Consider the following 14616-nt stretch of genomic DNA (forward strand, 5'->3'; position numbering starts at 1 on the left):
GCATGAGATATGTTATTCAGATTGAGGGTTTGAAAAAAGTGTACCATGTCGGAGATCAGGAAATTCATGCTCTGCGTGAGGTCCAGCTTGATATTGCTGACGGTGATTTTGTTGCGATTATGGGACCGTCTGGATCAGGCAAGTCCACGATGATGAATGTTATCGGCTGTCTGGATTTACCTACGTCAGGACAATTTTATTTGGATGGATATTCGATCTTAGATGCCCGCGAGGATGAACTGGCTATTATACGTAATCAGAAAATCGGATTTGTATTTCAAAAATTCCATTTGCTCCCGCGGTCAACGGCTCTGGAGAATGTGGAACTGCCTATGATCTATGCGGGGGTTTCTGCCAAGGAGCGTCGTTTGCGAGCCATGGATGCCCTCACTAGCGTAGGTCTAGGCGACCGGATGAACAACAGGCCAAACGAATTGTCAGGCGGTCAACAGCAACGGGTATCCATTGCGCGTGCACTTGTGAACAATCCGGTTATTCTCTTGGCGGATGAACCGACAGGAGCTTTGGACTCCAAAACAAGTGTGGAAATCATGGGGATTTTTCAGCGTCTGAACGATCAGGGGAAAACGGTTGTACTGGTTACTCATGATCAGGAGGTTGCGGAATACGCCAAGCGTCTGATTCATTTTCGAGATGGGCGGATTGAAAAGGATCAGCCTGTTGAGAAACGAAGAATGGCGGCAGAGGAAGTGAAGGTATGAAATTTCAGGAAATTATTCGTGTATCGCTCAATAGTTTGCGAACCAATATGCTGCGATCCTTGCTGACCATGGTGGGCATTATTATCGGAGTGGCCGCCGTGATTGCGATTGTAGCCATCGGTAAAGGATCAACCGCTACAATTACATCGCAGATCAATAGTATGGGAAATAATCTGCTGATGATCTATCCTTATGCTCCATATGATGGGTCCAGCTCCATGTCGTTCAATCAGACGAAAGGGATATCTCTGGAGGATATCGAGGCGCTAGAGCAGCAAAAAGCAGTCGCAGAGGTAGCACCAAGTGCAATGACCAGTGCAGATATTACGTGGAGTCGCAATAAGGTCAGCGGGCAAATTGAGGGGACTTCGCTGGCATTTGTCCATGTGAGAAAGCTGTCGCTAGCTCAGGGCAGGTCGTTTACTCACTATGAAGTGGATAAACGGATGAATGTGGCTGTGCTGGGGAGTGATGCAGCCCGTAATATTTTTGGCCCGGATGCCTCCAGGGCAGTCGGTGAGACCATCATGATCAAGCAGTTGCCTTTTAAGGTGGTTGGTGTGCTGACCAATTCCAATTCCAATATGAGCAACAGCGGGCAGCAGGTATATGTACCGATTACAACTGGAATGGAACGGCTGGGCAATATGAGCATTCAGCAGGTGAATGCCTCTGCAACAACGGAGGACAGGATTGATCAGGCAAGTGCTGAAATCCGGCAGGTGCTGCGTGCCAGACATGAGCTAAAGCCATCAGAGGGCGATGATTTTCAAATCATGACCCAGACGGAAATCTTAAAAACAGTGTCTGGGGTTGACCGGGTTATGAATATGCTGCTGATCGGTGTAGCTGCAATTGCGCTCGGTGTTGGCGGTGTTGGTATTATGAATATTATGCTGGTGTCCGTCACGGAGCGTACGAGGGAGATCGGAATTCGCAAAGCGATTGGTGCGCAGCGCAGTGATATTATGCTGCAGTTTGTGGCTGAGGCTGTTTTTCTTAGTCTAATGGGTGGACTAGTCGGTGTAATGGTGGGTCTTGGGGGTGCAAAGCTGCTCGAGAAATTCGTCCAAATGCCGATTGTGTATTCGATAGAGCCAGTGATGTACTCTTTTCTGTGCTGCATGGGAGTCGGCGTACTGTTTGGAGTATATCCGGCACGCAAGGCTTCGAAGCTGCGTCCGATTGATGCTTTAAGATACGAATAGGAAAGCGGGTGCTTTGTCTTACTCGAAAGAGGGGGGATAAAGCACCCGCTTTTTGAATGGAATAAGTGTTTTAAATGATAAAAAAACATGAATAACCACTTTAATTTTATATATGTGATGTTTTATATGTTTTTTTAGGTTGATTTATTATTATATATGACGTATTATATTCAATATCAGATCGCAAGCAAAAAAAGGAGGGGCGTTCATCATCGACCTTACGGCAAGACAAGTAGAAATTTTAAACATCGTACAAAAGCATGCCCCGATAACGGGTGACCAGATTGCGGAAATGCTTAATCTCAGTAAGGCGACCATTCGGACCGACCTATCCAAATTGGGCATTCTGAATTACATAGATGCTAAGCCCAAGGTCGGTTATTTTGTTGGAAAGCGGGGCACGCCGAACCGGGAGGAAAAATTCCGGCTTTTGCAAATGAAAGTCGGTGATCTTCACGGGGTTCCAGTCATCGTACGTGAAACAACCACAATTCAGGAAGCTGTCGTAGCTCTATTTTTGGAAAATGTGAGCAATTTGATCGTCACCGATGAAGACGGAGATTTGGCAGGGGTGGCTTCCCGCAAGGATTTACTCAAGGTAACGTTAGGCAATCCCAATGCAGCAACCATTCCTGTCAGTCTTGTGATGACCCGGCAGGCGAATGTGGTCACTGTTTCCCCAGAGGATACCGTACTAGAGGCAGCACGCAAAATTATTGCTCGTCAAATCGACAGCCTGCCTGTCGTCGTCCCTTCGGATTCTGACAAACCAGGAGAGCACTGGAAAGTCGTGGGACGTATTACAAAAACAAATATTATTAAAATGTTGCTCGATATGGTAGCAGAGGATTAATGGGAGGAATCGAATGGTTCAGGCGAGCAGTCATTTTATAGCGATCTGTTCAGACTCGATTGGTGAGACGGCAGAAGCTGTCGTACAGGCGACCATGCGCCAATTTGAGTTACCAGACACAGAGATCAAAAGATTTATGAACGTGAGGGATGAAGACGAGCTGAGTCGGGTAATGGAGGAAGTTGCCGAGCGTAAAGGCTTTGTAGCTTATACGTTGGTACAGCCGGAATTGAGAGAGGCGATGAAAGAAGAGGCTGTCCGGCTGAATGTGCGGGCTGTCGATATTATGGGACCGATGATGCAGGCGTTTGCCGATACGTTTCATAACGATCCCAAAGAGAAGCCTGGTCTACTGCACCGACTGGACGACAACTATTTTCGGCGTGTAGAGGCACTGGATTTTGCAGTTCAATACGATGATGGCAAAGATGTGAGCGCCATTCTCAAAGCAGATATAGTATTGCTTGGAGTGTCACGTATTTCCAAAACTCCTTTATCCATGTTTCTCGCACATAAAGGTTATAAAACAGTCAACATTCCGGTTGTACCGGAGCTTACACCGCCTGTTCAGTTGAAGGATGTTCAGCATGGCCGAGTATTCGGATTGACGATCCAGCCGGAGTTGCTGTTGAAAATACGCAGTGAACGACTAAAGGTTATGGGGCTTCCTAATAATGTGCAATACGCCACAGCGACAAGGGTGGAAGAGGAAATCGCGTATGCGCAGTCTTTGTTTAAAGAGCTGAATTGTCCGGTCATTGATGTTACAGATAAAGCCATTGAAGAGACAGCAGGCTTGATTATCAGAATGTTATAGAAAGCGAAACAACTTAGAAGCAGCGCTTATAAAGAAAATATAATTACGGGATACAGGAGTGTAAATATAAAAGGCAGCAAAGCTGCTCTAAAGATAAGGATCGGCCGTAGGATATAGGAGATTATATAAAGATATAAATAAAATGGCAGCAAAGCTGCCCTGAAAATATTTATTTGCCTGTAGGTAATATCATTTTTAGGAGAGGTGGAGGGATAGGTATGGAGAGTCAAATGGCATTGGAATTCGTTCGGGTAACAGAGGCAGCGGCACTGCAATCGGCACAATGGACAGGGCGTGGAGATAAGAATAGCGCGGACGAGGCGGCAACAGTAGCCATTCGTACTCATTTTAATGCGGTATCCATGGACGGCACGGTCGTGATTGGCGAAGGCGAAATGGATGAGGCTCCCATGCTGTATATCGGGGAGAGAGTAGGCAATCGCAGAGGGCCAGCCATGGACATTGCTGTTGATCCTCTCGAAGGGACGGAAACGGTGGCGAACGGTTTGAATAACGCACTGTCGGTCATTGCTGCTGCACCTCGTGGTAGTCTACTACACGCTCCGGATATGTACATGCAAAAATTAGCTGTTGGTCCGGCATTGGCTGGAAAGCTGTCACTAGAGGACACGATCCCGACTACATTGTCAAAAGCAGCGCGCATACTGGGGAAATCCTTGTCCGATCTTACGGTGTCCATTCTGGATCGTGCACGGCATGCCGGGATCATTCAGCTTCTGCGGGAAAGCGGCGTTCGGATCAAGCTGCTTGGTCATGGGGATGTGATGGGTGCAATTGAAACCTGCCTGGACAGCGGTGTAGATTTGCATATCGGCTCTGGCGGCGCTCCTGAGGGTGTATTGGCCGCGGCCGCGCTGAAATGCATGGGCGGAGAAATACAGGGCCGCTTGCTGCCTCATGGAGAAGAAGAGATTGCACGTTGCAAACGCATGGGTATTACTGATCCAGGGGCGTTGCTGTCGATGGAGGACATGGTCGGACGCCAAGGCGTGATGTTTGTCGCTACAGGCGTGACGCCTGGTGAGTGGTTGCAGGGGGTTCGTTCTCTGCCTGGTCACAGAGCTGAAACCCATTCAGTTGTAATGCATTCAGATACAAAAACGATTCGTTTCGTGCGAAGTATTCATCATACTGCTGATTCTTCCGGTACGCTCGCGGCAGCGGCATCCTCTTGAAATTTGAAGTCAAGACTTCCCTCGCTGGTGAATTCAATCATAATAAACTTATAAAACAGCAAGTCTCTGACTAAAGGGAGACTTGCTGTTTGCTGTTACTGTTTTTGGGGGATGAAAGAGTAAAATCAAGGATATAAATTTCTAAAAAACAGGTACTTATGAAGTAAAATTGAAAAGTTTCTATTAGGCTTGAAAAGAAAAAAACATAGCTTTGGAAGCGAAAAAATCAATTCGAACTAATTTTTTTAGACGAAGAGTCAAAAAAAATTATGCATAATATAGTTCTTTAGAACTACTTAAAAACCCGGTTTATTAAAAATTTAAAGAGTTATTAATTTTGGTTTGTGTGTGCTTTTTTTAAATTAGTTCCATTATATAGGAGGTTGAAGGTGGGCGCGGAAAAAGGCGGAATTTGTCGGATGATATCAGGTTGAATTTGTTACATTTATGTTAATGGCATGTAAAGATAAAATTGTTATAGGATAAGGGGTTTGGGCGTAATTGTAAATCATAATGATTTTAGTTTTACAATGTTCGTGAAAATGTGAAATTATGTTTTAGGCTAGATTTACAGATCATGATGGGCAGATAATGAGCGAAAAAGTCAAATTGTTGTTTTTGTAGTTTGGAAACAAATAGCATAATATGGATTTTGTTTTATTTTTATGAAGTCTAGTAATTTAGCCCTTTTGTCCCGTGTCAAGCCGTTTTAAAGTTTGTATATTTAAAAAAGCTAGAAAGTGTTGGAAGAAAAAAAGAGATATAAGGATTTACTGTAAAATTATGAACTGCATAGAGGATGGAGGAATTCATATGACGACTCGATCACAATCTTGGTTCGCTAAAACAGAGGCCCAACCGACTGCGAAGCTCCAACTATTCTGCTTTCCCTACGCCGGTGGTGGTGCTTACATATTTAACTCTTGGAAGTCCAGGCTCGCGCCTGATATTACTGTGTTGCCAATACAACTCCCAGGACGTGAGAGCCGCTCCACTGAAGCTCCAATGGAAACCCTTCAAGACATCGTCCAATCGTTGGTTCCCGCTATGGCTCCATACATACATAAGCCATTTGCCTTTTTTGGGCACAGTATGGGGGCACTGATCGCATTTGAAACAGCGCGGCAGTTGTACAGCAAAGCTGGAAAACTACCTGTGCATATCATCGTATCTGGTAAATCCGCTCCTCAACTTCCATACTCCAAGAAACGGCTCCATAATTTAGCAGACGATTCTTTCACCGAAGAGCTTCGTTTGATGCAGGGCACCCCCGAAGAGGTGCTGCAAAATGCAGAATTGATGCAAATTATTATGCCTCGTCTGCGTGCAGATTTTAAGGTATGTGAAACTTATGTTTATCAGCCGGGAGATCCACTGGCATGCCCAATGACGGTTTTAGGGGGAACGAGGGATTTTGAGGTTAGCACAGATTCACTTCGTGCCTGGCAGCAGCATACGATGTCACCTATGGATGTCCGGATGTTCGAAGGCAATCACTTTTTCATCCATGAACAAGAGCAAGAGGTTATGAGCGCAGTCGAGGACATTCTCTCCGCATCCTCGCCGATGGCCCACGCTGCGGCAGCTCATACAACTTACAACACAAGCACTCCACAACCACGATTCAGGCAGAGTTGAATGTCCCACACATCACGATACACTTCGTTATCACCATCTCAGCAATAACCGATAAAACCACCCACCATGATGCATTTTCCAGCGTAGATTAAATTCAATTTTTCTGTACAGGCCCTCATCATTTCAGACACAGAGTTTACTTCAATGACGTCCATCGCCAATCTAAAAAGTTCGCACTGCTAAAGTGTGGCAATGAAAAAGAGGGATGCCTTTGTTTCGATCAAATTCTGCTTTTCGGAGACTCACACGCTATATAAAGCCTTATAATCTTTGGGTTTTTATAGCCGTGATTTCCTCCTTGTGTTTGGCAGCTATTGACATTATTTTGGGTAAGGCCATAGAGCAAATGGCACAGGGAACATTCTCCTCCACCCAGAACATGATCTATCTAGTTGTTGGTATGACGGTAATTGGAATGCCTTGTAAGTTTGTGATGAGGTACGCTTCGGCACGATTTAGTGTTAGTGCCCTGCGCGACTTGAGAGGCGATCTCGTACATAAGTTTTATGATTTACCTGTTTCCAGCGTGGAGAGCAAGTTCACCGGAGATTTGGTATCCCGTCTAACAAACAATACGGCGCTGTTGCAGAACTTTTTTATCCAGCAGTTTGCTAATCTGTTTTATTTGCCACTTGTGTTTACGGCATCCTTAACGTTGCTTTTACTGACAAGCTGGAAACTGGTTTTGGCAAGTCTTGCGCTTATGCCTGTAGGAATGATCATAACCTCACTGATGAGCAAGCCAATTGAGAAATACTCCAAGGAGCTTCAGGAGAAAATTGCTCATTTGAACGCGGTGGGACAGGATGCGATCGGAGGCATTCCTATCGTCAAGGCATTTAATATGCAGGCTGTGCTGTTGAAGAAGTATATGGTGATTACGGAGGAGGTCATCAAGCGCGGATTGCGGCTAGAAAAACGCTATGCGTTCATAACTCCAGTAGGTGTGATGATGCTGGCAACACCGATTATTTTGGTCATTGTGTACGGTGGATATTTGATTCAACAAGGTGAGTTGAATGCTGGTGGCATTGTCCTTTTTTTATATCTTATTTCGTTCATATTGCAGCCTGTTGCCATGCTGCCGACGATTATTTCGCAAATGAAGGAAGCGGGGGGAGCAGCGAAGCATTTGTTTGAGGTGCTGGATTGGCCAGATGAGCGGCAAGACGGGAAAATCACTTCAATAAGCCAAGATCTCGAGGAAGACGATGCAGAAAGCAAGGACGACATTCCTGTAGTCAGCTTTGAGCATTTAACCTTTGGCTACAACGAAGGGAACACGGTGCTGAAGGAGATTAGCTTCCAGGTAGGACAAGGAGAAACGGTAGCGATTGTTGGGGCCAGCGGTGGCGGTAAAAGCACAATCTTCAAGCTGCTTTGCGGATTTAATGAACCTGGAGAGCATGCCGGAACCGTTCAATTGTTTGGTAAGAATTTGACAGATTGGAACCTAACAAGCCTGCGTAGCCATATTTCGATGGTATCTCAGGAACCGTCGCTTTTTCCGGCCACTATTGCAGAAAATATCGGATATGGACGTCTGGAGGCGACCCGGAAAGAAATTGTCGAGGCGGCGAAAGCGGCACATGCGCATGACTTTATTGTTCAGCTACCCGAGGGCTATGAAACTCTGTTGAGCGAACGGGGAGGCGGATTGTCTGGAGGACAAAAGCAGCGTATTTCTATAGCAAGAGCATTGCTGAAAAATGCTCCGCTGCTTCTACTGGACGAGCCGACTTCAGCACTCGATAGCCAGTCGGAGGCTCAGGTACAGATTGCAATGAATGCAGCAATGCAAAACCGGACGGTACTGGTCATAGCTCATCGACTGTCAACTGTACGTCAGGCGAACCGCATTATCGTACTTGATCAGGGGAGCATTGTGGAATCGGGTACACATGAGGAATTACTAGGCCGTGAAGGTGTGTACCGAAAGCTGTATTTGCAAAATTTTGAAGGACAGCAAACGGAGGAAAACGGGTATTCACTGCCTGAGGAAAGGAGTGAGCGTCGTGACCTTCAAGCAGGGGTTTTATGAATTTAAGCAATTGATGTCCCTGATGAAGCCGCATCGAAAATGGTATTTTACGGGGTTGGTTGGCAACAGTCTGACCAATGCCAGCATCACAATTTTGCTTTCTATTGTGGTGCATTATTTGCTGAATTTTGCGGTTAATGGCGATGTACAGGAGCTGTACCGAGCGGTCTATTTGGTCAGCGGCACATTTTTGGCGTTAAGTCTTATTTCCCCAGTGTGCAGCTATATGTATAAACGATGTGTCAAGCTCGCAATTGCCGATGTACGAATGAAACTATTCGGTCATGTTGTCAAGCTATCGTATGAAAAAGCCGAAAAACACCATTCGGGTAATCTTGTTTCCCGCATGACAAACGATGTCCAAACGCTGGAGCAGGCTTACACCGTTCATATTCGCTCGATTATACTGGAAACTTCGCTTTTCTTAGGCTCACTAGTCATTCTGATGGTGCTGGATTGGCGATTTGGGATTATGGCGGTTCTACTAGGACTAGCTTCAGCCTGGATAAATGCTCATTTTGCGAAGAAAATGCGACAGACGAGTGAAGAATTACAGGGACGGATGAGCAGGTTCACGGAACGATTGAGTGATTTGCTTTCCGGTTTACAGACGGTGAAGTTATTTGGGTTAAGGACAAAAGTGGGTGGACTTTGCAACGATGCAAGCGAGGACATAAATCGCATCAGTATCCGACAGGGACGTCATATGGGACTGCAGGATATGTGTAATTTTGTTATTGAATTTATTACGCTGGGCGGTGTGCTTGTTGCTGGATTGATCTTGGTTTCGCAGAAGCAAATGGAGCTCGGAGTTTTGGGACAGATTGTGCAGCTGCAAACGGGTATTTCAACGGTATTTTTGGAGCTGGGGGCAGCTGTATCCCTGTTACAAAACTCTTTGGCAGGCTTGGCACGTATCCGCGAAATCTTGAATGAGTCGAAGGAAGAGGAACAGTTTCCCGCGGCGAAACAGAAGGAATCAGTAACCGGGCTTATCGATCCGGAGGTGTCAGCTTCATCAGCCCGTGAATCTAAGGAATCCTATGACGGTGTCGAGACTGTGGATTCAGACCTCTCTATTGAACAGACTGCTGCTGCGCTGGAGCTGCACAATATCAGCTTTGGCTATCAGCCAGACCGTCCAACGCTGCGAAGATTGAACTTGGTCGTGCCAGAAGGGCAGGTAACCGCGATTGTCGGTCCGAGTGGTGGTGGGAAAAGCACCGTGATGAAGTTGTTGCTGGGATTTTACCCACCGGATGAAGGTGTGCTGCGGGTTCGCGGCCGCTTGGCAGAAGAATTTCGGTTGGATGAGGTTAGGGATTTAATGGCCTATGTACCACAGGAGGCTACACTGTTCCACGGTACAGTAGCAGACAATATCCGCTTCGGCTCACCGGATGCCACGGATGAGGAAGTAGAGGCTGCGGCCAAAACAGCCTATGCCAGCGGCTTCATAGCTGAGCTTCCGGAGGGTTATGACACGATTGTCGGTGAACGCGGAGCCAATTTGTCCGGGGGTCAAAGACAGCGAATCGCGATTGCCCGTGCTCTGCTCAAAAATGCGCCGATTTTGCTGCTGGATGAAGCCACCTCGGCCCTGGATGCAGAGTCGGAATATGAAGTTCAGCAGGGCTTAGATGAGCTGATGAAGGATCGTACGACATTAGTTATTGCCCATCGATTGTCTACGATTGAGAGGGCGGATACGATCTGTGTTCTTGCCGATGGCGAGCTCAAAGAACAGGGAACTCATGACCAGCTCCTTGCTGAGGGTGGTCATTATGCGGAGCTGTATGAGCTTCAGTTTCGAAAACATCCAGAGGAACAAACCGCATAAATATGCGAATTTTCTTTTTACCAAATATCTATTTTGCGAGGAGAGAGACGGATGACACAGCAAGATGTTCAATTGTTTTCCTTAAGCCAGCCACAGCAACGTATTTGGTATACGGAGCTTTTGTATCCTCATCGGAACACTTCAACCATTATCGGTACTGTAAAAATCAGAGGAACTGTTCGTATAGATGCATTGCAGCAAGCAATGAACCGAGTGATTGCCCAAAACGATTCTTTCCGTATCAAAATCACTGCTCAGGATGGAATCCCATATCAATATGTAGAGCCGTTTACAGCGGAAAATATTGAAACGCTTCAAGTAACCCCGGAAGAAGCGAATGAATGGTTAAGGCGCCATAATCCACAACCGTTCTCATTGTTGGATTCGCAGCTGTACCGATTTGTTATTTTACAGCTAGGGGTAGAAGAAACCTGGTTCAATTTTAAAATGCATCATATTATTTCGGACGGCGTGTCCATGAATCAGGCCATTAATGAAATCACTGGACATTATATGGATATTGTGCATGGTACAGGTCAGGATGCACCGACCAAAGGCAATCCTTATCTAGAGTTTATTCAGGTAGAGCAAAGCTATGAGCAATCTGATCGCTATCAAAAGGACAAGACGTATTGGACGGAAAAGTTTGCTGATTTGCCAGAGACCACAGGCTTAAAATCATATAACCCGCTGACATTGAGCACAGCTGCACGCCGGGAGAGTTTTATACTGAAGCATGAATTGTATCGTGGTGTTACGGCTTTTTGCGAGGAACATAAAATCAGTATTTTCACGTTCTTCCTGGCGGCTCTGTATATTTATTTGCATAAAGTGACGGGTGAGCAGGACTTAACCGTAGGGACTCTCTATGCCAACCGTACGTCTAAGAAAGAAAAGGATACCATCGGCATGTTCGTCAGCACCGTGGCTACTCGTCTGTTGGTCGAACCGGAATCCGAACTGCTGGCCTTCTTGCAGGGTGTAGGGAAGGAGCAGGCGTCCATTTTGCGGCATCAGCGTTACCCGTACAACAAAATTATTCAAGATTTACGCGAACAGCAAAGTAGTCTGGACATCCAGCGTCTATTTGGGGCATCTATTCAGTACCGTACCTTGAGTTTCTCCCGTTTTGATGAAGCGATTCAGCAGGTGGATAACGATTTCTGCGGAGATACAGTGAATGACTTCGATATTCATATGGTTGAAATGCTGGATGACGATAGACTCGTATTATACCTGGATTATCGTACCGAGCTGTTTAGTGAGCAGGAAATTGCTCGAATTATTCAACAATTTTTGAGTGTGGCGGAGCATATGGTACAGGGCCCACACAAGCGGATAGAGGAATTGTCGCTGATCAGTGAGGAAGAACGGGCGCAAATCGTTGACGTATTCAATGCCACAGCAGTGGAATACCCACACGAAGCAGGCATTCATGAGCTGTTTGAGGAACAGGCGGCACGTACACCGAATCAGACAGCAGTTGTGTCTGACAACGCCCATTTAACTTATGGCGAATTGAATGTAAAAGCCAATCGGCTGGCTCACACGCTGCGCGGACACGGTGTTACCGCTGAGCGAACTGTAGGTATCGTTGCTGAGCGTTCCGTAGATATGATCGTCGGCATGCTGGCGATTCTCAAAGCGGGCGGCGCATATGTGCCGATTGACCCTGATTATCCGGCTGAACGTGTGCGCTACCTATTGGAAGATTCGGGAGCGGAGTTGCTGCTGGTGCAGCATGCGAAACAGCAACCGGAGGATTACACCGGAATTGTGCTGGATCTGAGCGATGCCGCTGTGTACGGGGCAGAGAATAATCAAGATGCAAATAACATACATGGGGAACAAAACGAAGCTAGTCATGCAGATTTTACCTATTATTCAAATCTGAAAAATGACCTTTTAAAGGAATCTTCTTCGTCTGTCGTAGACAGTACTACTGGAGCACATCCATTTGGTAATCGACTTGCCTATCTTATGTACACTTCGGGTACGACCGGACAGCCTAAAGGGGTTATGGTAGAACACCGCAATGTTGTGCGCTTGGTGAAAAATACAAACTATGCGCAACTGGGTGCTGACACGCGCATTTTGCAAACCGGCGCCGTTGTCTTTGACGCGTCCACCTTCGAAATTTGGGGTGCGTTGCTGAATGGAGGACAGCTTGTACTGGTAAGCCAGGATGTCATTTTGGATGTGCCGAAGCTCAAGGAAGCTGTCCGCAGCCATGGTATTACAACAATGTGGCTGACTGCGCCACTCTTTAACCAGCTATCCCAGCAGGATCTGGAGTTGTTCGAGGGGGTACAAGAACTGTTGGTCGGCGGTGATGTGTTATCCGTACCGCACATTAACCGGGTGCTGGAGGCTCATCCGTCCCTACGGATTATCAATGGCTATGGCCCGACGGAAAATACAACTTTTTCTACAACTCATGCGATTGCTGGCGTGCAATCGGAAGCAGTGCCGATCGGGCGTCCGATCCACAACTCCACGGCGTATGTCGTAGACCGTTCCATGCAACTTCAGCCTGTGGGGGCATGGGGTGAACTGATCGTCGGCGGCGACGGGGTGACACGTGGCTACCGGAATCGTCCTGATTTAACAGCTGAAAAGTTCATAGATAGTCCGTTCCGCAGTGGAGAGCGTTGCTACCGTACAGGCGATTTGGTTCGCTGGAATGAGGACGGGACGCTGGAATACAAAGGACGGATCGACGCGCAAGTGAAAATCCGGGGCTACCGGATTGAATTGGGCGAGGTGGAAGCGCAGCTGTTGAAGCTGGAGGCGGTGCAAGAAGCCGTCGTCATTGCACGTGAGGATGAGCAGGGACAAAAACAGCTTTGCGCATATGTGGTCACCCTTGCGGATATTACGGCAAGTGAGCTACGAAGCGCCTTGAGCCAGGAATTGCCAGGTTACATGGTGCCGTCGTATTTTGTACAGATGGAGCAATTGCCGTTGACACCGAATGGCAAGGTGGATCGGCGGGCGTTGCCACAGCCGGAGGGAAGCGTGGATTCCGGCGAGGATTATGTAGCCGCCCGTAATGAGGTAGAGCGGACATTGGTATCGGTATGGCAATCTGTACTGGGTATCGAACAGATTGGTGTACTGGATAACTTCTTCCATTTGGGAGGCGACTCGATTAAGGCCATCCAGGTGTCTTCGAGATTGCTGCAAAATGGTTACAAGCTGGAAATGAGAGAACTGTTCCAGTATCCAACGATTGCTGAGCTGAACGGACGGGTGCAGCGGGTGACCCGCGTGTCCGATCAAGGAGAAGTCAGAGGAAACGTGGCCTTGACACCGATTCAGCACTGGTTTATTGAACAGCAGCCATCTAATCCTGAGCACTATAACCAGGCTCTGATGCTGCACCGTGAGGATCGTTTGGACGAAACGGCGCTTCATCAAACATTGCAACGCATTGTCGAGCATCATGATGCTTTGCGCATCGTATTCCGCCAAAATGCAGAGGGTGGTTATGAAGCATGGAACCGTGGCGTGCAAGAAGGAGAGCTGTATAACCTCGAAGTGGTGGATTATACCCAGGAGTCTGACTTTGCCCATTTGCTGGAGAGCAAAGCTAGCGAAATTCAAAGTAGCATCCATCTACATGAAGGACCGCTGGTGAAGCTGGGTCTGTTCCGTTGCACCGATGGAGACCATTTGTTGGTAGCGATCCACCATTTGGTGGTCGACGGCGTGTCTTGGCGTATTTTGCTGGAGGATCTGGCATCCGGCTATGAACAGGCTTTACGGGGCGAGTCTGTCCGTTTACCGAATAAGACGGATTCCTTCCGCCTTTGGGCGGATCAGCTGTCAGCTTATGCGAACAGCACCGCTTTGGAGAAGGAACGTGCGTATTGGGAGCAGGTGGAGCGAGCTGGTGCTGTTCAACAGGCATTGCCTAAGGATTACACTCGAAAATCTCAGGCCAAACCACAGCTTCGCGATGATCGGACACTGACCGTAGCGTGGACGGTCGAAGAAACGGAACAATTCTTGAAACAAGCTCATCGGGCCTACAGTACAGAAGCAAACGACCTGCTGCTCACAGCTCTGGGTACAGCCGTTCAGGAGTGGGCAGGCATCGGTCAGGTGCTTGTGAATCTGGAGGGGCATGGACGGGAAGCCATTTTGCCGGATATGGATATTACGCGCACCGTCGGTTGGTTTACCAGCCAATTTCCAGTGGTCCTGGATATGGGCGAGGACCGGAATGTGGGACAGCGTGTCAAGAACGTCAAGGAAGGGCTACGCCGTTTGCCGCATAAAGGGATTGGATACGGAAT

The 14616-nt window shown here is 47.4% G+C and carries 9 protein-coding genes; all 9 read left to right on the plus strand.

What is annotated here, in order from left to right; genetic code table 11:
• Positions 1-2 precede the first annotated feature (2 nt).
• On the plus strand, positions 3-722 hold the full coding sequence (locus HFE01_RS25875; protein ID WP_107735255.1) for an ABC transporter ATP-binding protein: 720 nt from the start codon (positions 3-5) through the stop codon (positions 720-722).
• The gene (locus tag HFE01_RS25880) at positions 719-1930 is read left to right on the plus strand and encodes an ABC transporter permease (RefSeq protein ID WP_107735254.1); all 1212 of its coding nucleotides are present in this window, start codon (positions 719-721) and stop codon (positions 1928-1930) included. Before HFE01_RS25875 ends, HFE01_RS25880 begins: the two co-directional genes overlap by 4 nt.
• 238 nt (positions 1931-2168) lie before the next feature.
• Positions 2169-2783, plus strand: coding sequence for a helix-turn-helix transcriptional regulator (locus HFE01_RS25885; protein ID WP_223822107.1), 615 nt, complete (start codon positions 2169-2171; stop codon positions 2781-2783).
• 13 nt (positions 2784-2796) lie between these two features.
• A complete protein-coding gene (locus HFE01_RS25890; RefSeq protein ID WP_016818475.1) occupies positions 2797-3600 on the plus strand; it encodes a pyruvate, water dikinase regulatory protein in 804 nt (267 codons plus the stop codon).
• Between the two features lie 218 nt (positions 3601-3818).
• Positions 3819-4796, plus strand: coding sequence for a class II fructose-bisphosphatase (gene glpX, locus HFE01_RS25895; protein WP_016818476.1), 978 nt, complete (start codon positions 3819-3821; stop codon positions 4794-4796).
• An 813-nt stretch (positions 4797-5609) separates the two neighbouring features.
• On the plus strand, positions 5610-6434 hold the full coding sequence (locus tag HFE01_RS25900) for a thioesterase II family protein (protein WP_019687139.1): 825 nt from the start codon (positions 5610-5612) through the stop codon (positions 6432-6434).
• Positions 6435-6645: 211 nt separating this feature from the next.
• Positions 6646-8475, plus strand: coding sequence for an ABC transporter ATP-binding protein (locus HFE01_RS25905; protein ID WP_025364769.1), 1830 nt, complete (start codon positions 6646-6648; stop codon positions 8473-8475).
• On the plus strand, positions 8450-10315 hold the full coding sequence (locus tag HFE01_RS25910) for an ABC transporter ATP-binding protein (RefSeq protein ID WP_107735253.1): 1866 nt from the start codon (positions 8450-8452) through the stop codon (positions 10313-10315). The genes HFE01_RS25905 and HFE01_RS25910 overlap by 26 nt, the downstream gene beginning before the upstream one ends.
• A 51-nt stretch (positions 10316-10366) precedes the next feature.
• Positions 10367-14616, plus strand: a 4250-nt coding sequence (locus tag HFE01_RS25915) for a non-ribosomal peptide synthetase (protein ID WP_167438788.1), incomplete at its 3' end; no start/stop codon positions are given.

The organism is Paenibacillus sp. EKM10P (assembly GCF_011800655.1).
Taxonomy (GTDB): domain Bacteria; phylum Bacillota; class Bacilli; order Paenibacillales; family Paenibacillaceae; genus Paenibacillus; species Paenibacillus polymyxa.

Excerpts from the sequence above, each read along its gene's own strand:
- HFE01_RS25880 (WP_107735254.1), top strand. The coding sequence starts at position 719 with ATGAAATTTCAGGAAATTATTCGTGTATCGCTCAATAGTTTGCGAACC.
- HFE01_RS25890 (WP_016818475.1), top strand. The coding sequence starts at position 2,797 with ATGGTTCAGGCGAGCAGTCATTTTATAGCGATCTGTTCAGACTCGATT.
- HFE01_RS25900 (WP_019687139.1), top strand. The coding sequence starts at position 5,610 with ATGACGACTCGATCACAATCTTGGTTCGCTAAAACAGAGGCCCAACCG.
- HFE01_RS25875 (WP_107735255.1), top strand. The coding sequence starts at position 3 with ATGAGATATGTTATTCAGATTGAGGGTTTGAAAAAAGTGTACCATGTC.
- glpX (WP_016818476.1), top strand. The coding sequence starts at position 3,819 with ATGGAGAGTCAAATGGCATTGGAATTCGTTCGGGTAACAGAGGCAGCG.